Here is a 23,810-nt window from a genome sequence, read left to right as displayed (position 1 = left end):
TTTTTGCGTATCTGGCGGAGAGAGAGGGATTCGAACCCTCGATAAGGCTTTTGACCCTATACTCCCTTAGCAGGGGAGCCCCTTCGGCCACTCGGGCATCTCTCCGTTTTTTTGTCCGCATCTCTGCGGAGCCGGCAAGGATACTAACCGGCGCGCTCTAGGTAAAGCGTTTATTGCCTGTCAGTGTTCGCCAGTGCCACCGGAGGCGCCGCCTTCCGGTTCGTGCTCGTTCTTGATCCGCTGATAGATCTCTTCGCGATGCACGGCAACGTTCTTTGGCGCGTTGATACCAATGCGCACCTGGTTGCCTTTGACGCCGAGAACGGTAACGGTCACCTCGTCACCGATCATCAAGGTTTCACCGACCCTGCGGGTCAGAATCAACATGTTTGCCACTCCATGAATACTTTGGTCACAGGCCACCAGACGGTTATGCCTCACCCCTGAGCTTCACCGCCTGCACATTTCGACGATTGTACCGCCGAAGGCCCTACCGCCTTCCCCGGTTTCACAGACATGGCATCCCCTGTGATGCCATGTCGAGCGACACCGTCGCAACCATCGGTGTCGGCAGTGTTTGGATACTAGCCGAGCGTCCGATGGCAGTGCAATGCGTAAACGCGAACGGACTATGAGCGGTTGACTCAGTCAGGAGGCCAATTGTTGGCTGATCCAGCCCACCAGTCCATTCAGGATGCCAGGCAGTTCCGGCGTGTCTGAACCACCGCCTTGAGCCATGTCCGGACGGCCGCCGCCTTTGCCGCCGATCTGGCTGGCAACATGGGCCACCACGTCGCCGGCCTTCACACGGCCCGAGGCCTTGCCGTTGACGCCCGCTACCAGCGAAACACGACCCTCGGCCGCGCCAGCCAGCAGCACAACGCAATCGGCGAGCTGCTGCTTGAGTTGATCCATGCTGTCGCGTAGCGCCTTGGCATCCAGACCTTCCAGGCGGGCCACGACCACCTTGATGCCCTCGATGTCCTTCGCGGTCGACGCAAGGTCGACCGTAGCGGAGCCGGCGGCCTTGGCGCGCAACGATTCCAGCTCGCGCTCCAACTTCTTCTGCTTGTCGAACAACTGGCGAAGTTTCTCGACGGCTTCATCACCATTGGATGACAGAAGCTGGGCGAATTCGCTCAGACGACGCTCCTCATCGGCCACATAAGCCAGCGCACCAGCGCCGGTCACTGCCTCAATGCGTCGCACACCCGAAGCCACGCCGGCTTCGCTAACGATCTTGAACAGGCCGATATCGCCCGTGCGGCCCACGTGGGTGCCACCACAGAGTTCGGTGGAGAACCCGCCCATCTTGAGCACGCGCACTTCGTCGCCGTACTTCTCGCCGAACAGCGCCATAGCGCCAAATTCGATCGCGTCGTTGTAACCCATGTGATGCACTTCGGCGGCCTCGTTGCGGCGCACCTCGGCGTTCACCAGGGCTTCAATCTCATGCAGTTCACCCGCACTCATCGGCTTGAAATGAGAGAAGTCGAAGCGCAGGCGTTCCGGTGCTACCAGCGAGCCCTTCTGTGTCACATGCTCGCCAAGCACCTTGCGCAACGCGGCATGCAACAAGTGCGTGGCCGAGTGATTGAGCACGATGGCCTGACGGCGTGAACCATCGACGTTGGCCTCGACCACGTCGCCCACGCGCAGGGCCTGCTTACCCTGCCAGCGGCCCGCGTGTCCGAAGAACACGCCGCCCATTTTCAGCGTGTCGGCGACAGCGAATGCGCCCGAGGCGCTCACCAACACACCGGTATCGCCGACCTGTCCACCAGATTCGGCGTAGAACGGCGTGCGATCAAGGATGACAAGACCTTCGTCGCCATCGCTCAACTGATCGAGCTGCTTGCCCGCATGCACGATGCCGACCACCTTGCTGCCCTGGCTGGTCAATGCCTCGTAGCCGAGGAACGCCGTCGGCTGCAGCTGGCTGGCGAGTTCGGCCGGCATCAGGCCCTTGGCTTCGAACTTGCCGCCTTTGCGGCTGCGATCCTGCTGCTCTTCCATGGCCTGCTCGAAGCCGTCCATGTCCACCGTCAGGCCGCGCTCGCGCGCGATATCGGCGGTCAGGTCGATCGGGAAGCCGTAGGTGTCGTACAAGCGGAACGCATCGGCACCGGGAATGCTGCCACTCGCGTTGGCCGCGACGGCATCGAACAGGCGCATGCCGTTCTCCAGCGTTTCGCCGAAACGGCGCTCTTCCGTACTCAGCGCGTCTTCGACAAACGACTGCTTCTGCGCCAGCTCCGGATAGGCTTCGCCCATCTCTTCCACCAGCGGCTTGACCATCTTCCAGAAGAAATCGCCACGCACGCCGAGCATCCAACCGTGGCGCAACGCTCGACGAATGATGCGGCGAAGCACATAGCCACGGCCTTCATTGGACGGCAACACACCGTCGACGATGAGGAAGGAGCACGCACGGATATGGTCGGCGATCACACGCAGCGACTTGTTGGCGAGATCCTTGGTGCTGGTCAGTTCCGCGGCGACCTGGATCAGGTGCTGGAACAGGTCGATCTCGTAGTTGGAATGCACGTGCTGAAGCACGGCCGCCAAGCGCTCCAGGCCCATGCCCGTATCCACGCACGGTGCCGGCAGCGGCGACAACGTGCCGTCGGGCGCGCGGTCGAACTGCATGAAGACGAGGTTCCAGATTTCGATGTAGCGATCGCCGTCCTCATCGGGCGAACCCGGCGGGCCACCGGCAATATCTTCACCGTGGTCAAAGAAGATTTCCGTACACGGACCGCATGGACCGGTATCGGCCATCTGCCAGAAGTTGTCCGACGCGTAGGGTGCACCCTTGTTGTCGCCGATGCGCACGATGCGCTCGGCCGGCACGCCCACTTCCTTGTTCCAGATGTCGAAGGCTTCGTCATCGGTGTGATAGACGGTGACCCAGAGCTTGTCCTTCGGCAGCTTGAAGACGCCGGTCAGCAGCTCCCACGCGAAGGCAATGGCGTCACGCTTGAAGTAGTCGCCGAACGACCAGTTGCCGAGCATCTCGAAGAAGGTGTGATGACGCGCGGTGTAGCCCACCGAATCCAGGTCGTTGTGCTTGCCGCCGGCACGCAGGCAGCGCTGCACATCGGCTGCACGCACGTACGACAGCTTTTCGCTGCCCAGGAACACGTTCTTGAACTGCACCATGCCCGAGTTGGTGAACAACAGTGTCGGGTCACTGGCCGGCACCAGCGAGCTGGACGGCACGATGGTGTGCCCTTTCGAGCGGAAATAGTCGAGGAAGGTCGAGCGGATTTCTGCGGTTTTCATGCGGCTGGGGAGGACCTGGCGGAATGAGGCCACGCCCTGGGAGCACTGCCGAAACAACGCCCACCCGCCCCAACAGCGGGGAGGTCAGGTGTCGTCGTCGGCTGCGTCGTCCACGTCGGCGTGGGTAACACTCCGTACTGTGGCGGCGGGAAAGCCCCGACGCAAGAGAAATTGCGCCCGGCGGGCCTTTTCGTCGCGATCTGACGCCGATCCGCTGCCAAAACGCCGCCTGAGCTGAGCCAGGGCGCTGGCATCCCAATCCACCTCGGCCGCGTCCAGTACAGCCCGGATGCGGGCTTCGGAAAGGCCATGGCTCTTCAATTCGGCCCGCACGCGCATGGGGCCGTAACCTTGAGAAACCCGGCTGCGCACCAGCATCTCAGCGAAGCGGTCGTCGTCTTGATAGTGCTGCTCGCCGAGGCGGTCGAGCGCTTCGCCAGCCTCCTCGCCCTCGTAACCCTTCTGCCGAAGCTTGAGCCGCAGCTCGCGGCGGGAATGTTCACGCCGCGCAAGCAAACCCATGGCCCGGTCATAGGCCGAGGTCTTGGGCTTGTCTCCTGGTTCTCGCGGCATAAGTGACCTGCAGCCTTGCCTTCAGCAGGGCGGCAGGAGCCGCCCCGTTTCAGCGGAAACGGTCCCGCCAGGCGTGGCCCGACGGGTAGTCGTGTCCGATCAGGCCTCTTCGGCTTCCACTGCCGGCAGCGGCGAGGTGCCGTTGCTCACCAGCAGGCGCTTGCGCAGCTCGGTGTCCACTTCATTGGCGATGGCCGGGTTGTCGCGCAGGAACTGGCGGACGTTCTCCTTGCCCTGGCCGATGCGGTCACCCTTGTAGCTGTACCAGGCGCCGGACTTGTCGATCAAGTTCTGCGCTACACCCAGCTCGATGATTTCGCCTTCGCGCGAGGTGCCTTCGCCGTAGAGGATCTCGAACTCGGCCTGGCGGAACGGCGGCGCCACCTTGTTCTTGACCACCTTGACGCGGGTTTCCGAGCCGATGACTTCCTCGCCCTTCTTCACCGCGCCGATGCGGCGGATGTCCAGACGCACCGAGGCGTAAAACTTCAGCGCGTTGCCGCCGGTGGTGGTTTCCGGGCTGCCGAACATCACGCCGATCTTCATGCGGATCTGGTTGATGAAGACCACCAGGCAGTTCGACTTCTTGATGTTGGCGGTGAGTTTGCGCAGAGCCTGGCTCATCAAGCGAGCGTGCAGGCCGACGTGGGAATCACCCATTTCGCCTTCGATTTCGGCCTTGGGCGTGAGTGCGGCGACGGAGTCGACCACCACCACGTCCACGGCGCCCGAGCGCACCAGCATGTCGGCGATTTCCAGCGCCTGTTCGCCGGTGTCGGGCTGGGAGACCAGCAGGTCGTCCACGTTGACGCCCAACTTGGCGGCATAGGTGGGATCGAGCGCGTGCTCGGCGTCGACGAAGGCTGCGGTGCCGCCGTTCTTCTGGCAGTTGGCGATGACCTGCAAGGTCAGCGTGGTCTTGCCCGAGGATTCCGGACCGTAGATCTCAACGACGCGGCCACGCGGCAGACCACCGATGCCCAGTGCGATATCCAGGCCCAGCGAACCGGTGGATACGGTCTCGATGGCGTCGTCGGCGCGGTCGCCCAGGCGCATGACTGCGCCCTTGCCGAATTGCTTCTCGATCTGGCCGAGGGCGGAGGTGAGCGCCTTGCGCTTGTTGTCATCCATCGTCTTGAATCCCGGAGTGGCAGTGAATAGGGAGGCATCATGCCCGTGGCTGATCTCACGGACTGCGATCTGTGGCTGACCAGTATCCCACAGCGGTCAAGCCGGCCAGCGGAGGCGCGGGACTCAGTCCGTCAGCGCCTTGATGACGCCGCTGAGCGCGGCCGCCACGGTCTGCCGGCGCACCGCCTCGCGGTCACCGTCGAAGTGAAACAGCCGGGCATGGGCATAGCCGCCGCGTCGCTTCCAGCCGATCCAGACCGTGCCGACGGGCTTGTCCGGCGTGCCACCGCTAGGCCCGGCGATGCCGGTGACGGCCACAGCCACGCCAGCGCCAAACCGCGACAACGCGCCGGATACCATTTCCAGCACCGTTTCCTCGCTGACCGCGCCGGTGCGCTCCAGCGTTCGCGGATTGACGCCCAACAGCGCTTCCTTGGCTTCGTAGCTGTAGGTCACCACGCCAGCATCGAACCAGGCCGAGCTGCCTGGCAGGTCGGTCAATGCCTTGGCGATCCAGCCGCCGGTACACGACTCGGCGGTCACCATCATCAGGCGTCGCTGTTGAGTGGCGACAGCCACCTGCTCGGCCAGCGACTTGAGCTCCGCGTCGGTGGGAACGGACAACGTCATGGGGATATCCCTGGGGAATGGGCGGAAGGCGTCCCTTCTACCTCGCCCGTCCCCTTCCGCCAAGAGGCGACCGCCACCTGACCGGTCAGCCGCCCCACACCGTTTCGGCGAAACGCAGGAAATTCAGTCCCAGGATCTTGTCGATCCGTGCGCTGGAGTACCCCTTCTGTGCGAGCAGTTGCGCCAGCTTGTGGAACTGCTGCGGGCCGCGCAAATCCACCACGAACGGGTAGGTATCCGGTCGCTCGCCCGCGGCACTGATGCCGGCCGCCCGGCGCTCTTCGATTTCCTTGGCCAGCATGGCCTGGGCGGCACGTATGTCATCGATCTGCGTCACCGGACCATCGGTGCCGATGCCTACGTGATCCTCGCCGCAGACGTTGACCGCATGGTCGATATGGGCCACCACGTCGTCGGCATGTGCATGGCCCGACGAGCTGAGGAACGGCATGAAATAGATGCCGACGAAACCACCACGCTCCGCCACCAGCTTGAGCTCAGCGTCGGTCTTGTTGCGCGGCAAGTCGGTCAAAGCGCGGCAACCGGTATGGTTGATCGAGATGGGCGCCTTTGAAATGCGCGCGGCCTCCAGGCATGTCCGCTCACCACTGTGCGAAAGATCGACCATCACGCGACGCTCGTTGAGCCGCGCGACCACCTCGCGACCGAACGGTGTCAACCCGCGATTTTCCGGCGCCATGGAACCGTCGCCCAACGAGTTGGCGGGGTTGTAGGTGAGCTGGAACACGCGCACGCCGAGGTCGGCGAAGATATCCACGCGTTTGGCGTCTTTGCCCATCATGACGCCGTTCTGGAAACCGTAGATCAGGCCGATCTTGTTATCGGCCTTGGCGCGGCGGATGTCGGCAACCCTCAGCACTTTCACCAGATCACCTGCGTGCTCGCGCACCAGCACGTCGGTGGCGGCGATGTCGCGCACGCTGGCTTCGAACGGATCGTCCGCGCCAGACACGTAGCCCAAGGTGATGTTCACCGCCGTCAGGCCGGATGCACGGGCTTCGGCCAACACTCGCGGCGTGACGTTGGGCACCAGCGTATCGGAATCACGGTTGGGGTCGCTCAGACCGCCCAACGCGTTGATGATGATGCCCGTGTCGGCCGCGCCGGCAACGGCAGGCGATGCGCCAGACACATCCCATGGCAACGCGGACGCCGCCGCAGCCCAAGCCATGCCGGTGAGGAAGGTTCGCCGATCAATCGTCGTCATCGCCCATCTCCTGTTTCGTCACTGGTCGATAGTCAGCGCGCGGATACACGTGCCCGCGCTTCACCGTCATGCGAATGCTGCGCAGGTTGCCGATGTCCTTCACTGGATCGGCAGACAGCACGGCGAAATTGGCCAGCTTGCCGGCTTCGATCGACCCCATGTCCTTGGCCTGACCGGCGGCCTGCGCGCCAATCAGCGTGGCTGAACGGATCACCTGCAACGACGGCATGCCCACGTCATGCGCGAGGAAGAAGATCTCGTCGTAGACGGTGGGCCACTCTTGGTCCACGCCGCCATCGTTGTCGGTGCCGGTGGAGATCGGCACGCCCGCCTGCCATGCCTGGCGAACCAGCCGGATGGTGGTCGGCCCGGTGCAACGCAGCGGCTTGCGTTCCGGATGCGCCTTGCGCTCGGCGTCGTAGCGCACGAACAGGCTGCCGGTGGCGTCGAGGACGGTGCCGTGTTGAAGCATCGCGCGGTAAAGGCCTGCAATGACCGGATCATCGCCCGTGGGCGCCAGTAAGGCATCGTGGAACGGCGTGTGGTCCTCGTAGGAGGTCAGCATCACCGGTTCCAGTTGATAGGCCAGGTAGCAGGCATGGCTGACCACATCCACGCCTGCCGCAATCACATCGGCCGGCCGTGTCGGAAACACCGCACTGTGGGCCCACACCAGGATGTGCTGCCGATGGGCCTCGGCGGTGATCTTAGCCACCAGGTCGGGCGGCAGGTCTGCATAGACCTTGAGGGCCGTTGCAGAAGTACCGCGTGCCAGCGTCACCGCCTCGCGTAGGTCGGTGTTTTCGTCGATCGCCTGCATCCACGGGCTCTTCCCCGGCGTCACGCCATAGCTCGCCGCCGCTACACGCGGATCGCGGAAGAATTCAGGGCCGGCCATCAAGGCGGCGTAGTAGATATCAGGTGCGGGGATCTCCCCCGCCCGCGCCTCTCGCGCAAGCTCACCGACTGAACGCAGGTCATCCGCCATGTCGCGCACGGCCGTGACACCGGCATAGAGGTTGCGTCGGAGAACGGCTTGCGCACGCTTGGCATTGGGTGGCGTGGCCATGTGGACATGGCTGTCGATCAGGCCCGGGATCACGTAGCTGCGATGCAGGTCGACCGTACGCACGCCGGAACCTTGCGCGCCGGCCAGCGTGCCGTGCGGCCCCAAGGCCTCGATGCGTTCGCCGCGCACCAGAATGTCCTGATCGGCACGCGGCGCGGCGCCCGTGCCATCGATGACCGTCACCCCGGCATAGAGCGTCGCGCTCTCCCCTTCGGGTGTCTTGGATACCTCACTCCCAGCAGAAGCGGCGACGGGTGCAGCCAGCGCAAAAATCAGCACTGCCGCGAGGCGGGAAGCCATTCGGGAGGTATGCATGTCCAACGATCCTACACAGCGGATTCGCGGCGTCACAAGCGTGCCGGAGGTAGGGATGCCAGGCCCCGGCGAGTTGGCTTAGGTCCATGACTGCAGGCCATGAGTCCCCGCAAAACGCCGGCTTACGCAAAGCTCCCAAACCAAGGCGCCGGGCGCTCGGGGGGCGCAACGACAGGTAACTCCGCGCTTCGCGCTCAACAAGACAAGAGCAAGCCGCTAAAGTGAGCGTCTTTGACCGGCGCACACAGCGCCGACGTCATGCATCAGGACACCGTACGGGAATGGCCGACAACAGCACCGAACACACCCCATTCATGCGCCAGTACCTTGGCGCCAAGGCCGAGCACCCGGACGTGCTGCTGTTCTTCCGCATGGGCGACTTCTACGAGCTGTTCTATGACGACGCGCGTAAAGCCGCGCGCCTGCTCGACATCACCCTGACCCAGCGCGGCCAGTCGGCGGGCCAGCCGATCCCCATGGCCGGCGTGCCCTATCACGCGGCCGAAAACTATCTGGCGCGTCTGGTGCGGCTGGGTGAGTCGGTGGCCATCTGCGAGCAGATCGGCGACCCGGCCACCTCCAAGGGCCCGGTGGAACGCAAGGTGGTGCGCATCGTCACCCCCGGCACGGTGACCGATGCCGCACTGCTGGAAGAACGCCGCGACAACCTGCTGATGTCGATCGCCGCCGGCGCGCACGGCGCGTACGGCTTGGCATGGGTAGATCTGGCCAGTGGCCGCTTCCTGCTCAGCGAAGTGCCCAGCGCCGAAGCGCTGGCCTCCGAACTGGCGCGCCTGCAACCCGCAGAGACGCTGGTGGGTGAAGACGTGGTTTGGCCCAAGTTTGTCAGCACCCTACCCGGCCTGCGTCGTCGCCCGCCGTGGCATTTCGACGGCGACGCAGCAAAACGCGAACTCAACCGCTTCTTCGGCACGCGCGATCTCGGCGGCTTCGGCATCGACCGTCTGCCGCTCGCCACCGCCGCAGCCGGTTGCCTCCTGGGCTATGTGGAAGAAACCCAGAAGAGCGCGCTGCCGCACATGTCCGGCATGGCCGTCGAAAGCGCGAGCGACACCATCGCGCTCGACGCCGCCACCCGCCGTAACCTGGAACTGGACACGCACCCCAGCGGACGCACCGAACACACGTTGCTCGGTGTGCTGGACGAAACCGTCACGCCGATGGGCGCACGACTCATGCGCCGTTGGCTCAACCGCCCGCTGCGCTCGCGCGATCTGCTGCGTGCGCGTCATCAGGCCATCGGCACGCTGATCGACAGCCGCCAGTACGAACCGCTGCGCGAACAGCTGCGGGGCATTGGCGATCTGGAACGCATCCTCGCGCGTGTCGCTTTGCGTTCCGCACGCCCGCGCGACCTGTCCACACTGCGGGATGGCTTGGCTGCGGCGCCGTTGTTGCGCGCCCTGATCGCCTCGCTCGACAGCCCGTTGCTGCATGCGCTGGTGGAACGCATCGGCGACCACGCCGACACCGCCGCCCTGCTCGCCCGCGCCGTGGTCGCGCAACCGCCAGTACTGCAGCGCGACGGCGGCGTCATCGCCGATGGCTACGACGCCGAGCTCGACGAACTGCGCCGCCTATCCACCCACGCGGATCAGTATCTGGTCGAACTGGAAGAGCGCGAGAAAGCGGCCAGCGGCATCTCTACGCTCAAGGTCGGCTACAACCGTGTACACGGCTACTACATCGAGATCAGCAAGGGCCAAGCCGACAAGGCACCCACGCACTACACGCGCCGCCAGACCACCAAGAATGCCGAGCGCTACATCACCGAAGAACTGAAAACCTTCGAAGACAAAGTGCTTTCGGCCAAGGAACGCTCGCTCATGCGCGAGCGCGCCCTGTACGAGGCCCTGCTCGACACGCTCACTGAACATCTCGAACCGCTGAAGAACGCCGCCGCCGCGATGGCTGAGCTGGACGTGGTGGCCACCCTTACCGAAAGGGCCGTGACGCTGGACTGGAGCGCACCGGAGCTCACCGACGAACCCGGCATCTCTATCGAGCGTGGCCGCCACCCGGTGGTCGAAAAAGTGCGCGAGGAGCCGTTCGAACCGAACGACCTGGCGCTGGACGATAGCCGCCGCATGCTGGTCATCACCGGCCCCAACATGGGTGGTAAATCCACCTACATGCGCCAGAACGCGTTGATCGTACTGCTCGCCCACATCGGCAGTTACGTGCCGGCATCGCGTGCGGTGATGGGTCCGATCGACCGTGTGTTCACGCGTATTGGCGCAGGCGATGACCTATCGCGCGGCCAGTCCACCTTCATGGTGGAGATGAGTGAAACGGCCAACATCCTGCACAACGCCACCGAACACAGCCTGGTGCTGATGGACGAAGTCGGACGCGGCACCAGCACCTACGACGGCCTGGCACTTGCACGCGCTGCGGCCGTACATCTGGCGGCGAGCAGCCGCTCGTACACGTTGTTCGCCACGCACTACTTCGAACTCACCGAGCTGGCCAACGAATACCCGCCCATCGCCAACGTACACCTCGACGCCGTCGAGTACGGCGAGCAACTGGTGTTCATGCACGCCGTGAAGGAAGGCCCCGCCAACCGCAGCTTTGGCCTGCAGGTGGCCGCATTGGCTGGCCTGCCCAAGTCGGTGATTGCCGATGCGCGGCGCACGCTGGCCGAACTGGAACGCGGCATGTACCAGCACGTCTCGACGGCAAGCTCCCACGCGCCCGCACAGGAGTCACCGCAGATGGGGTTGTTCGCCGCCGCGCCTTCGGTGGTGGAACGCGCACTGGAAGACATCGACCCCGATGCCATGACCCCGCGCGAAGCGCTGGAAGCGCTTTACCGCCTCAAATCGCTGGGCTGAGCCCACCATGCAAAAACCCCGCCTTTCCGGCGGGGTGTGCTTTCAGCGACTGGGGATGCCGTCGCGGTCAATGCGGGTATTCAGACTTGCGCGCATTGCCGATGGCTTCCAGCACTGGCGTGGGCAGGTGATCGAGGTTGAGTACCACCTTGCCGGAATGGACAGCACGTACGGCCCCCACCGGTATCTCGAAGTCGCCGCCATTCTCGATATAGACGACGAGCGTCTCTCCGTCGGAAAGAATCCGCCGCACGGAACCAATGCCATCCTCGCCGTCGACCACGAAGACCAGGTCGCCTTCTTCGATGCGCTCTGCCACGACGCCGCTCCGATGAATAAGAGAAACGGCATGCTGGGCTAAGTTTGGTCGCGCGTGCGTGAAAGCCCCGGACGTGCGTTCAGGCCCGATACGATGCTGCGCGATAGACCAAAACTATAAAACGCATCGAAACAATCGAATTCACCCCATGGCGGAGCTGGACTAGATTCACCTCAAGCCAGCCATCGCCAGCCAAGCCGATTAGGCGAAACGGAGGGCGGCGCCTCGCAGGAGCGCCGCCCTTTGTTTTGGGCGCAGGAGCTGTCAGGCAGCCAGTACAGGAACCACCACAGCGGGCGGCTCGTCGCTCGACGCATTGGCCAGCATCGCCGGGATGGTCTCGACCGGGACGGACACTGGCAACGACACCACCTTGGCGGTCTCGCGTACAGAAAGCCGGCCGAAGCCGACCAGGCGATCGATACTCCGTGCCACTTCTGCCTGTCCGAAGGGCTTGCTGATGAAATCATCGGCACCGAAACGCTGCACGTAGAACTGCTCGGTGGCCTGCTGATTACCGCTGATCATCACGATGGGCACATGCTGCGTCGCCGAATCGTGGCGCAGCGCGCGCAATACGGCAAAACCGTTCATGCCGGGCAGCACGATGTCCAGGAAGATCATCGCCGGCGGCTCGGCACGGGCCATCTCCAGGGCGCTCTCGCCGTCGACGGCGCGCACCACTTCGTAGCCGTCCACTTCCAGCATGCGGCCCAACACGGCGCGGATGGTCGCTGAATCGTCCACCACCAGTATCCGTGCCCCTTGCGTGGTCTTGCGCCACGTCTGATCCGCCCGCGCCGGCGTCGTACCCCCAAGCAACCGCTTCAGGAATCCCATGCTCGCCATTGTGTCCTCCCACTGCTAGACCCTGGAAAACCACGCGCCCGCGCGGCTTTCCCGTGGAGAACATGCTTACCCAGATCGTCTATGCGTTCTGAGATGGGTGACTCACATGGAATCCTTAAGCCGTCGCAATTCTCGACGTGCCTGCTTGTCCGGACGCTTCGGCGGCGCCATCGCGCCCACAAGCTTGCGCTGGGCTTTCGCAGCATCACGCGCCGCGATGCTGGCCTCGCTTTCGCGGTAAAGCGCCTGCGCAACGCTGGCCGGGCCACGTTTGTCGGACACGGCCAGCACCTCGACTTCGAGGCGTTCCTCGCCCCGACCGATACGGAACACGTCACCGACATGCACCGCCTTGGCGGGCTTGCAGGAGCCGTCGTTGAGGTCAATCTTGCCGCCGTCGATAGCCTGCTTGGCCAGGCCACGGGTTTTGAAGAAGCGGGCAGCCCAGAGCCAAACGTCGGCCCGCACGGGTGTCGATGAAGCGGTTTCGGGAGAGGCCATGGGCCTATTTTCGCGCAATACCGCCCTGCTACGACAGCAGCGTGCCTTGGTGGAACTTCATCTGCCAATGACCGTCCCGCTGCCGCCAGATGGAACTACGCAGCGAATCCGAAGCAGGACGCTGCGACGTCGCGAAACGATGGCCGCGATACGTCACCAGCGCCACGTCATCGGCCAGCAGGGTCAGGCGAAAGTCGGTGACTTCGCGCAGCGAGAATGATTCATCGCGTAAAGCCTCGATCACGGCCTCGCGCGTCCATACCGTGCCCGACACGCCGAACTCGAAAAAGTCCTCGGCAATCAGCTCCCGCAGTGCGGCCTCGTCGGCGCGCACGTCCTGCCGGTGCAAGCGGGTTTCCAGATCAAACAGATGTGCGGCGAGATCCATCGTCGTTCCCTCAAGCGCCTAGCAGCAGATTGCCTAGTGGAATCGTGATCAGCGACAGCACGATACCGGCTCCCAACACCGTATTCGCCAAGGCTGGCTCGAGCTTGTACTCATCGGCCAGGATCGCCGCGGAAATCATCGGCGCCATCGCCGCCTGCAACACCCCAACCGTAAGCGTAAGGCCACCCACACCAGCGGCGGTGCCCAGCAGCCACACGGCAAGCGGCGCAAGCGCAAGCTTCCAACCCAACCCGAACATCAACGCAGGCAGTTGCCGCTCACCCAGGTGGAACTTGAACTGCAGACCCACCGAAAACAGCGCCAACGGCGTAAGCGTGGCGCCGATGGGTGTGAACACGTCATCCAAGGCCGCCGGCCAACCGCCCAGCGCTCCCACGACCATGCCCACCACAAGCGAGAGAAAAGCGGGAAAAGTAAGCACGCGGCGTACGATCACGGCCGGTTGTGGCGTTCGTCCGGCATACAGCGACGCCACGACCACGCCGGCGGACGCCAACAAAGGAAAGCACCCCAACTGATCGGCCACCACAGCCAATGCCAGCCCTTCCTTGCCGTGCAGCGCCTGCATCATGGGATACCCCATGAACGATGTATTGCCCAACCCGCACACCAGTGTCAGCGCACCGATACGTTCGCGCGACCAACCCAACACTTTGCCCAGGGTCGCGAACAACAGCCACGCACCGAAGAACACCACCCACATCGCCGCCACGGGAAACCAAAGCTGCGAATCCACCTTCACCTTGGGCACGAGCGCGAGCACCAACGCAGGCAGCGCGACATTGATCACCCACCAGTTGATGCCGTGGACGATGCCGGCCGGCGGCTTCGCAAAGCGTGCCACGAGCGCACCAAGTACCAGACAGGTGAATAGCAGCAACAGCGCGCTCATCGGCTTCCCGGAGAAAGAAACGGCCGCAGTATAGCGGCCGTTTCCGGGTGACCTGGGTGAGCGCTCTTAGCTAGCTCCGGGCCCCATCCAGCATCATTCCGGCCTGTATCGCCATGATGTGCGTGGAGGACTCTGGCTACGGCTGCGTTACCCCACAATCAAACGGTTCAAGCGCTGGACGAACGCCGCCGGATCCGGCAACTGCGCCCCCGCGGCAATCTCTGCTTGATCCAACAGCACATTGGCGAGATCGGTGGCCTTGGTGGTATCGGCCTCGTTCTCCACACGCTTCAACAGCGGATGCTGCGGGTTCACTTCCAGCGTCGGCTTGGCGTCGGGAACCTCATGACCGGCCTCGCGCAGGAGGCGTGCAAGGTGCGGTGCCATCTCGTGATCCGACAGGGCCAGGCACGACGGGGAGTCGGTGAGTCGCGCCGATACGCGCACGTCGCCCACGCGTTCGCCCAGCAGTTCCTTGAGCTTGTGGACGAGCGGCTCAGCCGCCTTACTGACTTCTTCCTGATGCTTCTTGCCGGCGTCGTCCAGTGGCAGTTCGCCCTTGGCGACGTTGCGCAGCTTCTTCCCACCGTACTCGTGAAGGCTGTTGAGCATCCACTCATCGATGCGGTCGAACATCAGCAGCACTTCGATGTCCTTGGCCCTGAACGCCTCCAACTGCGGGCTGCCTGCTGCGGCTGCATAGCTGTCGGCGGTGATGTACCAGATGGCATCCTGGCCGATGGGCATGCGGGTGATGTAGTCGTCCAGCGATACCGTTTGCGCGACACCGTCGCCTTTCGTCGATGCAAAGCGCAGCAGCTTGGCGATGCGCTCGCGGTTGGCAGAGTCTTCGGCGATGCCTTCCTTCAACGTGTTGCCAAAGGCCTTGTAGAAGGTGGCGTATTTCTCAGGCTCGTCGCGCGAAAGCTTTTCCAACAGATCGAGCACGCGCTTCACGCAGGCCGCACGAATACGCTCCAACTGTCGGTTGTGCTGGAGGATTTCGCGACTCACGTTGAGCGGCAGGTCATCCGCATCCACCACGCCACGCACGAAGCGCAGGTAGTTGGGCAGCAGTTCCTCGGCCGCGTCCATGATGAAGACGCGCTTGATGTAAAGCTTCAAGCCCTTGCGCTCGTCGCGCCCGCCCATCATCAGGTCGAACGGCGGCTGTTCGGGGATGTACAACAGCGTGGTGAAACTCTGGCTGCCCTCAACGCGGTTGTGCGTCCACGCCAGGGCATCGTTGAAGTCGTGGCCGAGCGACTTGTAGAAGCTCTGGTAGTCCTCGTCGGAAATCTCGTTGCGCGGCTTGGCCCACAGAGCCGAGGCGTCGTTGACGGTTTCCCATGCGTCGCCGGGCTTGCCGTCCACGTCCTTGGGCATACGGATCGGGAAGGCCACGTGGTCGGAGTACTTGCGGATCAGCGAACGCAACTCCCAACCCTTGAGGAATTCATCTTCGTCGGCCTTCAGGTGGAGGATCACCGCCGTACCGCGTTCGGGCAGGTCAGTCGCCGAGAGGCTGTACTCGCCCTTGCCGTCGCTCTCCCACTTCACGCCTTCGCCGACCGGCAGATCAGCGCGGCGGCTGAGCACGGTGACACGGTCGGCCACCACGAAGGCCGAATAGAAGCCCACGCCGAACTGGCCGATCAGGCGTGCGTCGGTTTTCTGCTCGCTGCTCATCGCCTCCAGGAAACGCCGCGTGCCGGAGCTGGCGATGGTGCCGATGTTGGCTACGACTTCGTCGCGGCTCATGCCAACGCCGTTGTCGCGCACGGTGACGGTGCACGCCTGGGGATCCCAGCTCACGTCAATATGCAGTTCGCCGTCTCCGGCGAGCAGGTCGGGCTGGGCGATGGATTCGAAACGAAGCTTGTCGCAAGCATCGGATGCGTTGGAAATCAGCTCGCGCAGGAAGATTTCCTTGTGCGAGTAGAGCGAATGCGTGACCAGGTGGAGCACCTGGGCGACTTCAGCTTCGAATTTGCGGGTTTCGGGCGCGGCGTTCGTCATGCGGGGAGACTCGTGCAAAGGTCAGCGAAGAAAAGGATAAACAGAGGGGCCGACAAGTCGGCCCCTCATGATGCCCACTCCCCGGCGGAGAGTGGGTGAAGACGATCAGCCGTTGGCCGAAGCGTTCTGCAACGCGGCGATGCGCTCTTCCAGCGGCGGGTGGCTCATGAACAGGCGCTTGAAGCCCGTGGCCAGGTGGCCGGAGATGCCAAAAGCGGCAATGGTCTGCGGCAGCGTGCTTTCACCATGCTGCACCTGCAGGCGCTGCAGGGCGGAGATCATGGCGCCACGGCCCGCCAGCTTCGCGCCGGCGGCGTCGGCGCGGAACTCGCGCCAACGCGAGAAGGCCATCACGATCACCGAGGCAAACAGGCCGAACACCAACTGGAGCACCATCACCGACACGAAATAGCCGATGCCACCACCACCTTCGCGGTCGCGACCGCCGGACAACCAGCTGTCGACCAGTCGACCCACCACGCGGGCCGCCACGATCACCAGCGTGTTCAACACACCCTGGACCAGGGTAAGGGTCACCATGTCGCCGTTGGCAACGTGGCCGATTTCGTGGCCGAGCACGGCCGACACCTGTTCCCGGTCCATCTGCTGCAGCAGGCCGGTGCTTACGGCGACCAGCGAACTATTCTTGGTCATGCCGGTGGCGAACGCATTCATTTCTGGCGCGTCGTAGATGGCTACCTCAGGCATGCCGATGCCAGCGTTCTGCGCGTGGCGGCGCACGGTGTCCACCAGCCATCGCTCAGCCTCGTTCTGCGGCTGTTCGATGACGCGGGCACCGGTGGACATCTTCGCCGTCCACTTGGACATGGCCAGCGAAATAAACGCGCCGCCCATGCCGATGACGGCAGCGTAGGCCAGCAGGTTGCCCATGCCGCCGTAACCACGGGCGGCGGTCCACTGATCGATGCCCAGCAGGTGGCACACGATGCTGAGTAGGAACAGGACGGCGATATTGGTAAGCAGGAACAATGCGATGCGACGCATGGCTGTCTCTCGGGCAGTCATGAAAGGGGGATACGGCTTTCGCCGTTACGACAGGATCGTGGCGAAATCTTGCGGTTTCAAGGGCCGAGGGCTGGTTCGGCCCACGGACATTTCATGATGGCGTCAGCTAGCGACGCCCCACCCGTAAAATAACCCGATGAACTACCGCGGACGATTCGCCCCTTCTCCGACCGGCCATCTGCATTTCGGTTCCCTCGTGGCCGCCGTGGGAAGCTGGTTGTGCGCGCGCCACGCGGGTGGCGAATGGCTGTTGCGTGTGGAGGATATCGACCCGCCCCGCGAAATGCCCGGCTCAGCCGAAAGCATCCTGGCCGCCCTGCCCGCCTTCGGCCTGGTCGCCGATGCGTCACCCCTGCTCCAGTCCAGGCGCATGGACGCCTACGACGCCGCCTTCGAGCAACTCAAGGCGGCGAATCTGGTATTCCCCTGCTGGTGCAGCCGCAATGATCTCGCTGGCGGGCAGCACCTGGACGGCCAGTGTCTGGCCGCACCGGTCGAGGGGCGCGTCCCGGCGTGGCGCCTGCGTGTGCCTGACCTCGACATAAGCTTCGTGGACGGCCTGCAAGGCCCGCAGACGCAGAACCTCCGGCTGGTCGCCGGAGATTTCGTCATACGCCGTGTAGAGGGCTATTACGCCTACCAGTTGGCCTGCGTGGTGGACGACGCCTTCCAGGGCATCACCGAAGTCGTGCGAGGCAACGACCTGCTCGACTCCACGGCGCGCCAGATCTTTCTGCAGCGCTGCCTGGACCTGCCAACGCCAAGCTACCTGCACCTGCCGCTTGCTTTGGATGGCGATGGCCGCAAGCTATCCAAGTCCGAGCGGGCCCATCCGGTGGACCCAACCCACCCGATGCCAGCCTTGCGCCGTGCGCTGGATTTCCTCGACCTGCCGGTGTTGCAGGGTGCGCGCGATCCGGCGGCCTTGCTCGAGCACGCCCTCGCCCATTTCTCGCCCGGACGTCTGCCGCACTGCAGCGAACGGGCGGCAGCCTAAACCGCCTTCAACCGTTTCATCCGCCGGCCACCAACAAGGCCGCGAGACGGCGTACTCTCCGTAGACGTTTTGCCATGTTGCGCGTGGTAGACATGGCAACGTCCCGGCTACACGATCCGGGACGCATGGGCATTGGCATCTTTGGAGAACAGGCATGACGCAACGCACGGCATTGGTCACTGGCGGTACGGGTGGTATCGGCACCGCGATCATTCGCTATCTCGCACACCAGGGACATCGGGTCGCCACCAATTACCGCGACCAGGCCAAGGCCGAAGCGATGAAAGAGTTGATGGCAAAGGAAGGCATCGAAGTGTTGCTGGTGCCGGGTGACGTGAAGGATCCCGATTCTTGCGAAGCCATGGTGCGCATCATCGAAGGCGCGCTGGGCCCGGTGGAGATTCTGGTCAACAACGCCGGCATCACCCGCGACACCACATTCCACAAGATGACCTATCCGCAGTGGATGGAAGTGGTGAACACCAATCTCAATGCCTGCTTCAACGTCACCCGCCCGGTGATCGAGAGCATGCGTCACAACAAGTGGGGCCGCATCGTGCAGATCAGCTCGATCAACGGCCAGAAGGGTCAGTACGGTCAGGCCAACTACGCCGCCGCCAAGGCCGGCATGCATGGCTTCACCATTTCGCTGGCGCAGGAAAACGCCAAATTCGGTATCACCGTGAACACCGTTTCGCCGGGCTATGTCGGCACCGACATGGTGATGGCCGTGCCGGAAGAAGTGCGCGAGAAGATCGTCGCGCAGATCCCGGTGGGCCGTCTGGGCAAGCCCGAGGAAATCGCGCACGCGGTGGCGTTCCTCACGGGTGAAGAGGCGGCCTGGATTACCGGTGCCAATCTCTCCATCAACGGTGGGCATTACATGGGTTGGTAAGCGCGACGCTTGCGAGATGCGTTGAAGCGCATCTCGCGCCGGGCTTACCAGGTGAGGCAGGGATGCCGAACGGGCGGCGCCGCATGGACGCCTGCTTGGCATACCCTCCCGAACTGGTCGCTCTTACGCGGTAGAGCGGAGGGGACAATCGCTCAGCTCTCCAACAACTTCTCCATCACCCTGCCCACCGCTGCAAAAGCGAAAGCACCGGTGACATGCGTGGCCGCACCTAGCCCACCACCGCAGGCCAGGTTCAGCGCTTCCGCTCCATTCGCCACCGGTGGACGCGTACCGCACACGCTGCCGTCCGGCTGGGGGTACTGCACGTTCTGCAGTGAATACACGGCCGACACGCCAAAGTAGCGATCGGGGTTGCGCGGGAAGTTGAAGTCACTCCGGAGTTTTTTGCGGATCAGGCTGAACATGGCGTCGTGCTCAGTGCGCGACAGGTCGCGTATGCGGATCTGCGTCGGATCGGTGCGGCCACCAGCGGAACCCACCGTCACCATCGGCAGCTTGCGGCGACGACACCACGCGATGGCCTCTAGCTTGACGCGAAAGGCGTCGCAGGCATCCAGCACCACGTCGTAGCCGCGATCGAGCAGTTCGTCGAGTGTGGAGGTCGTGAGGAAGCGCTCGATGGCATCCACCTTGATAGCCGGGTTGATCGCACGCAGGCGCGCCTCGATCACCTTGACCTTGGACTTGCCGAATTCGCCATCCAGCGCATGCAGCTGGCGATTGGTGTTGGAGACGCAGATGTCGTCGGCATCGATCAGCGTGAGATGCCCCACGCCGCTGCGCGCCAACGCCTCGGCGGCCCACGAGCCGACACCGCCGATGCCAATGACGCAGACATGCGCCTGCATCAGCCGATCCAGACTGCCCACGCCATAGAGACGCTCCACGCCGGCGAAGCGCTCACGTGGAAACGGCACGCCAGCATCGTCCGCGAGCGGCGCGCGCTGTTCTTCCACCGTGGCAATGTTTTCGTTCTGCATCATTGAAGCCATGACAACACTTTGAAGAAACGGCATTTTATCGGGAACTGCCCGCTTTTGCAGGCGTCCGTTATGCTTGTGGTCTATTGCCTATCGCAAGGGATTCCACTGCATGCGCTCCGCCCTTTTGATCGTGCTCGGCCTGGTCATCGGCGTCGTCGGCACCGTATTCGCCATGAACGCGTTGCACGACCGCGAACCGTATTCGCACACCCTGATGACCACCATGGCCCACCATGCCGGTGCGCTCAACGCGGCCGTGAAGGCGCAGAAATGCGATGCCGCCCAGGTGCAGCACCACTTGTCCCGTCTGCTGGAAACCCAGGCGGACATCAACGAGGCCTTCCCGGGCGTGGATCAACCGTTCAAGGACGAGGCGACCAAGCTGCACGAAAAGACCCAGGCAGCCCTGCAGGCGGCGCCCGCCGACTGCGCAGCGCTGGCGGTCGCCATGAAACCCATCGGGGAAACCTGCCAGTCCTGTCACCAACAGTACCGCTGATTTCGCTGCCCGCTATGGGAGCGATCAGATCTTTACCTTGCCCCGCAGGATCTGCCAGTACATCACCCAATCGCCAACCAGGCTGTACAGCGGATGGGTGAACGTGGCGGGCCGGTTCTTTTCGAATACGAAGTGCCCGATCCAGGCGAAGCCATAACCCGCCACCGGAGCCAGCAGCAGCCACTGGGCGTTACCGGTGAAAATCGCCAGCAGGATCACGGCCAATACCAACGTGCTGCCAGCGAAGTGCATGCGGCGGCACTGACGATTGCTGTGCTCGTTCAGATAGAACGGGTAGAAGTCGCGGAAGCTGGCGAACTGGGACATGAGGATCACCGTGGATGATGCATCCAGAGGGTAATCCTCACCATTCGCCAGTGCATGCGCGCCTGCAGCATGCGACGTTTCAAACAGGGAGCGGGATGAACTCTGCCTCGTCACCGACCACTTTGCCCATGCGTTGCGCTACCCAGTCCGCCTTGGCCTGCTCGATGCGCTCACGCGTGCTGGCAACGAAGTTCCACCACAGGTGACGCTCGCCATCCAACGGTGCGCCGCCGAACAACATCACGCGGCTTTTCGTGCGGGCACGCAGCGCGGGTGAATTCGGCCCCGTCTGCACAGCGGCATGCATGGGCGGCACGGTCACACCATCCCACTCCACCTCGCCTTCGACCACGCAAACGCCACGTTCGACGTGCTGGTCAGGCCACGGCAACTCCGCCCCCGCTTCCATCGTCGCGTCGACGAAGAACATCGGCGCGAACACTTTCACTGGCGATTCTTTGCCGTAGCCGGTGCCAGCAATCAGCACCAGCTCCGCGCCGGGCAAGTTGATCTTGGGCAATTCGTCGGCGCCGTGGTGATGGAATTCCGGCTCCACCTCCGCGTCTTTCTGTGGCAACGCCACCCATACCTGGATGCCGTGCGCGCGCTGGCCGCCACCGCGTGCTTCCGGCGGTGTGCGCTCGGAGTGCACGATGCCGCGCCCTGCCGTCATCCAATTCACTTCGCCCGGACGGATGTCCGCAATGCTGCCGATGCTGTCGCGATGGCGGATCACGCCTTCGAACAACCAAGTCACCGTGGCAAGGCCGATGTGCGGATGCGGACGCACGTCCATCCCCTTGTCATCGAGAAAGGTCACTGGCCCCATGTAGTCGAAGAACACGAACGGCCCCACGTGCCTGGCCTGCAGCACCGGCAGCAAGCGGCGCACGTTGAAACCGTCGCCCAGGTCGTGCACGCGGCCATCGATCAATATCGGTTGCTGTTCCATCATGTCTCCTCGTTTACCAAGCGCGCTGGTACTGCTCAGGCGCGGTGATCGCGACGCCCAGTTCTTGCGCGGCACGACGCGGGAAATACGGATCGCGCAGGCTCTCGCGCGCGATCAGCACCACGTCGGCCGATCCTTCCTCGATGATGCGCGCCGCGTGTGTGGATTCGGTGATGAGGCCCACGGCCCCCGTCGCGATGCCCGCGTCATGGCGCAGCCGCGCCGCGAATGGCACTTGATAGCCGGGCGACACCGGAATTTTCACGTGTGGAATCAAGCCACCGCTGGACACGTCGATAAGGTCAACGCCCATCGACTTCACCTGGGCCGCGAGCTGTACGCTTTGCTCGATGTCCCAGCCGCCCTCGGTCCAATCCGTAGCGGAAATGCGCAGCCACAGCGGCAAGTGCTCCGGCCACACCTCGCGCACGGCGGTGATCACTTCGCGCACCAGGCGTGTCCGATTCTCAAAGCTCCCACCGTATTCGTCCGTGCGCTGGTTGCTCAGCGGCGACAGGAACTGGTGCAGCAAGTAGCCATGAGCACCATGCAGCTCGATCAGTTCGAAGCCGGCTGCCAGCGCACGCTCGGCGGCGGCACGGAAATCGGCGATCACCTTGGCGATGCCCGCCTTGTCCAATGCCTGTGGCGTATGCCAATGCTTGTCGAATGGCACGGCGGACGGCGCCACCGTTGGCCACGCGCCCGCATCAGCGGCGAGCGGGCCACCGCCCTCCCACGGCCGTTGAGCACTGGCCTTGCGCCCCGCGTGAGCGAGCTGCACGCCTGCGACGGCTCCCTGGGCCTTCATGAAACGGGTGATGGGCTGCCAAGCCCGCTGGTGCGCCTCACTCCAAAGCCCAACATCCCCGGGGGAAATCCGCCCCTCAGCCGATATTGCCGTGGCTTCGACGATCACCAAGCCCGCACCGCCCACGGCGCGACTACCCAGGTGCACCAGATGCCAGTCGTTCGGTATGCCGTCGATGGCCGAGTATTGGCACATCGGCGCGATCACAATGCGATTACGAAGCGAGAGGCTACGTTGCGCGTAAGGCGTGAAGAGTTTCATCGGACCCGCTCTCGAAAAAAACGTCTGCCACAGATGCCGGCGGCGAGCGCCGGGTTCAAGTACCCGATCAGGTAGGCTGCGCGCCCAACCACTCCGCGATACGCATGGCCACCGGCCAAGGCGTCTTCATCCAACCGAAATGGTCCGCTTTGTCGTTGCCGAGATCAGCGGCGGTGACGACCTGCATCGAAGGACTGCCAGCCATTTTCCCCAACAACCATGACAACGATGTCTGCGGAGCGAGCCAGTCGTCCTGCATACGCAGGCCAAACGTGGGCAAGCGAAGTTTGCCGAGCAGCGCCTCGAAATCGGCGTCCATGCCAACGGCAGCATATCGGCCTGTGCGGCCCGTGCGTGCCCAGTCGTCGATCAGTTGCCGGGCCTCGTTGCCACCGAAACCCAGCCGGCGTCCGGGTAGGTAGCCCACCACGCGTGCCAACCATGGCGCCAACGCATACGCGGACCACAACAGACGTCCCTGTGGAAACTGTCGCCAATACGGCGCACCGCTCGCCACCGCCAGCAAGCCGGCCACATCCTGCGGGTGCAGGCTGGCGTGAAGCGCGGCGATCTGCGCGCCCAAACTATGACCGCCCAGATAGAGGCGAGCCTGGGGCAAGCGGGCACGAGCTGCGGCGATACCGGCCGGCACGTCGTCCTCCAGTAATTCCCGATAGCCCCAGTTCTCGTGCCGCCCTGCGCGCTTGTCGCTGGACCCAATGCCACGCCACTCATGGATGGCTACGGCGATCCCGTGCTCTGCCAGTGCTTGCGCGAGCGGCTGATAGTGCTTGGCCGCTACACCCAAGGCAGGCAGCCAATACAGCAATCGAACCGGCTCCGCCGCCGGGCGTTGTAGCAGCACATCCACACGCGCGCCGTCGATGGCCACGGTGGGCAGGACATCGCACGACGGAAGCGCGGAGGGCACGGAGAAAGATGCAGACATGCGCGCCATAT

General features: G+C 63.8%; 23 protein-coding genes and 1 tRNA gene. 4 read left to right on the top strand and 20 right to left on the bottom strand.

What is annotated here, in order from left to right:
- Positions 1-12: 12 nt before the first annotated feature.
- The 8 genes from DyAD56_RS17415 to DyAD56_RS17380 form a co-directional block, all read right to left on the bottom strand.
- Positions 13-105: transfer RNA gene (locus DyAD56_RS17415), tRNA-Ser, on the bottom strand.
- Positions 106-180: 75 nt separating this feature from the next.
- On the bottom strand, positions 181-387 hold the full coding sequence (gene csrA / locus DyAD56_RS17410) for a carbon storage regulator CsrA (RefSeq protein WP_102304005.1): 207 nt from the start codon (positions 385-387) through the stop codon (positions 181-183).
- 261 nt (positions 388-648) lie between these two features.
- Positions 649-3,285, bottom strand: a complete 2,637-nt coding sequence (alaS, locus tag DyAD56_RS17405; RefSeq protein WP_102304004.1) for an alanine--tRNA ligase — start codon at positions 3,283-3,285, stop codon at positions 649-651.
- A gap of 84 nt (positions 3,286-3,369) precedes the next feature.
- Positions 3,370-3,858: a regulatory protein RecX gene (locus tag DyAD56_RS17400; RefSeq protein WP_102304003.1), complete on the bottom strand. Its 489-nt coding sequence runs from the start codon at positions 3,856-3,858 to the stop codon at positions 3,370-3,372.
- A 99-nt stretch (positions 3,859-3,957) separates the two neighbouring features.
- Positions 3,958-4,989, bottom strand: a complete 1,032-nt coding sequence (gene recA, locus DyAD56_RS17395) for a recombinase RecA (RefSeq protein ID WP_102304002.1) — start codon at positions 4,987-4,989, stop codon at positions 3,958-3,960.
- A 123-nt stretch (positions 4,990-5,112) separates the two neighbouring features.
- Positions 5,113-5,619 (bottom strand): CinA family protein, encoded by a 507-nt coding sequence (locus DyAD56_RS17390; protein WP_102304001.1) that lies wholly within the window; start codon positions 5,617-5,619, stop codon positions 5,113-5,115.
- Between the two features lie 85 nt (positions 5,620-5,704).
- Positions 5,705-6,847 (bottom strand): membrane dipeptidase, encoded by a 1,143-nt coding sequence (locus DyAD56_RS17385; protein WP_233202557.1) that lies wholly within the window; start codon positions 6,845-6,847, stop codon positions 5,705-5,707.
- A complete protein-coding gene (locus tag DyAD56_RS17380) occupies positions 6,834-8,231 on the bottom strand; it encodes an amidohydrolase family protein (RefSeq protein WP_102304000.1) in 1,398 nt (465 codons plus the stop codon). Before DyAD56_RS17380 ends, DyAD56_RS17385 begins: the two co-directional genes overlap by 14 nt.
- 281 nt (positions 8,232-8,512) lie before the next feature.
- Here DyAD56_RS17380 and mutS point away from each other — a divergent pair, with 281 nt between their 5' ends.
- Positions 8,513-11,089, top strand: coding sequence for a DNA mismatch repair protein MutS (gene mutS / locus DyAD56_RS17375; protein WP_102303999.1), 2,577 nt, complete (start codon positions 8,513-8,515; stop codon positions 11,087-11,089).
- A 67-nt stretch (positions 11,090-11,156) separates the two neighbouring features.
- Here mutS and DyAD56_RS17370 read toward each other — a convergent pair whose 3' ends face one another.
- The 7 genes from DyAD56_RS17370 to htpX all read right to left on the bottom strand — a co-directional run bounded on the left by DyAD56_RS17370 (position 11,157) and on the right by htpX (position 17,083).
- A complete protein-coding gene (locus DyAD56_RS17370; protein ID WP_102303998.1) occupies positions 11,157-11,408 on the bottom strand; it encodes a hypothetical protein in 252 nt (83 codons plus the stop codon).
- Between the two features lie 264 nt (positions 11,409-11,672).
- The gene (locus DyAD56_RS17365) at positions 11,673-12,257 is read right to left on the bottom strand and encodes a response regulator (RefSeq protein ID WP_102303997.1); all 585 of its coding nucleotides are present in this window, start codon (positions 12,255-12,257) and stop codon (positions 11,673-11,675) included.
- A 102-nt stretch (positions 12,258-12,359) separates the two neighbouring features.
- Positions 12,360-12,758 carry a S4 domain-containing protein gene (locus DyAD56_RS17360; RefSeq protein ID WP_102303996.1) on the bottom strand — a complete coding sequence of 133 codons (399 nt, stop codon included), beginning with the start codon at positions 12,756-12,758 and terminating at the stop codon, positions 12,360-12,362.
- Positions 12,759-12,786: 28 nt separating this feature from the next.
- Positions 12,787-13,146, bottom strand: a complete 360-nt coding sequence (locus tag DyAD56_RS17355) for a DUF4440 domain-containing protein (RefSeq protein WP_102303995.1) — start codon at positions 13,144-13,146, stop codon at positions 12,787-12,789.
- Positions 13,147-13,156: 10 nt separating this feature from the next.
- Positions 13,157-14,059 carry an AEC family transporter gene (locus DyAD56_RS17350; RefSeq protein WP_199179017.1) on the bottom strand — a complete coding sequence of 301 codons (903 nt, stop codon included), beginning with the start codon at positions 14,057-14,059 and terminating at the stop codon, positions 13,157-13,159.
- Between the two features lie 147 nt (positions 14,060-14,206).
- Positions 14,207-16,078 carry a molecular chaperone HtpG gene (gene htpG / locus DyAD56_RS17345; RefSeq protein WP_102303994.1) on the bottom strand — a complete coding sequence of 624 codons (1,872 nt, stop codon included), beginning with the start codon at positions 16,076-16,078 and terminating at the stop codon, positions 14,207-14,209.
- Positions 16,079-16,183: 105 nt separating this feature from the next.
- Positions 16,184-17,083, bottom strand: a complete 900-nt coding sequence (gene htpX, locus DyAD56_RS17340) for a protease HtpX (protein WP_102303993.1) — start codon at positions 17,081-17,083, stop codon at positions 16,184-16,186.
- 157 nt (positions 17,084-17,240) lie between these two features.
- Here htpX and gluQRS point away from each other — a divergent pair, with 157 nt between their 5' ends.
- Together gluQRS and phbB are read left to right on the top strand one after the other, a co-directional pair.
- On the top strand, positions 17,241-18,101 hold the full coding sequence (gene gluQRS, locus DyAD56_RS17335; RefSeq protein ID WP_102303992.1) for a tRNA glutamyl-Q(34) synthetase GluQRS: 861 nt from the start codon (positions 17,241-17,243) through the stop codon (positions 18,099-18,101).
- Positions 18,102-18,255: 154 nt separating this feature from the next.
- The gene (gene phbB, locus DyAD56_RS17330; protein ID WP_102303991.1) at positions 18,256-18,996 is read left to right on the top strand and encodes an acetoacetyl-CoA reductase; all 741 of its coding nucleotides are present in this window, start codon (positions 18,256-18,258) and stop codon (positions 18,994-18,996) included.
- A 152-nt stretch (positions 18,997-19,148) separates the two neighbouring features.
- On the opposite strand, the gene DyAD56_RS17325 is transcribed toward phbB, so the two are convergent.
- A complete protein-coding gene (locus tag DyAD56_RS17325) occupies positions 19,149-20,000 on the bottom strand; it encodes a tRNA threonylcarbamoyladenosine dehydratase (protein WP_233202561.1) in 852 nt (283 codons plus the stop codon).
- Positions 20,001-20,109: 109 nt separating this feature from the next.
- On the opposite strand from DyAD56_RS17325, the gene DyAD56_RS17320 reads away from it, so the two are divergent.
- Positions 20,110-20,499, top strand: coding sequence for a cytochrome c (locus tag DyAD56_RS17320; protein ID WP_102303990.1), 390 nt, complete (start codon positions 20,110-20,112; stop codon positions 20,497-20,499).
- 24 nt (positions 20,500-20,523) lie between these two features.
- On the opposite strand, the gene DyAD56_RS17315 is transcribed toward DyAD56_RS17320, so the two are convergent.
- The 4 genes from DyAD56_RS17315 to DyAD56_RS17300 all read right to left on the bottom strand — a co-directional run bounded on the left by DyAD56_RS17315 (position 20,524) and on the right by DyAD56_RS17300 (position 23,799).
- A complete protein-coding gene (locus DyAD56_RS17315) occupies positions 20,524-20,826 on the bottom strand; it encodes a DUF962 domain-containing protein (RefSeq protein ID WP_102303989.1) in 303 nt (100 codons plus the stop codon).
- A 79-nt stretch (positions 20,827-20,905) separates the two neighbouring features.
- Positions 20,906-21,778, bottom strand: a complete 873-nt coding sequence (locus DyAD56_RS17310) for a pirin family protein (protein WP_102304031.1) — start codon at positions 21,776-21,778, stop codon at positions 20,906-20,908.
- A gap of 13 nt (positions 21,779-21,791) precedes the next feature.
- Positions 21,792-22,850 carry an NADH:flavin oxidoreductase/NADH oxidase gene (locus DyAD56_RS17305; RefSeq protein ID WP_102303988.1) on the bottom strand — a complete coding sequence of 353 codons (1,059 nt, stop codon included), beginning with the start codon at positions 22,848-22,850 and terminating at the stop codon, positions 21,792-21,794.
- A 67-nt stretch (positions 22,851-22,917) separates the two neighbouring features.
- Entirely contained in the window at positions 22,918-23,799 is an 882-nt protein-coding gene (locus DyAD56_RS17300) for an alpha/beta fold hydrolase (RefSeq protein WP_102304030.1), read from the bottom strand.
- Positions 23,800-23,810: the final 11 nt, after the last annotated feature.

The sequence above is a fragment of the Dyella sp. AD56 genome (assembly GCF_002878475.1).
Lineage (GTDB): Bacteria > Pseudomonadota > Gammaproteobacteria > Xanthomonadales > Rhodanobacteraceae > Dyella.
The sequence above is the reverse complement of the archived record's forward strand: the minus strand, read 5'-3'. Positions and strand labels throughout refer to the sequence as shown.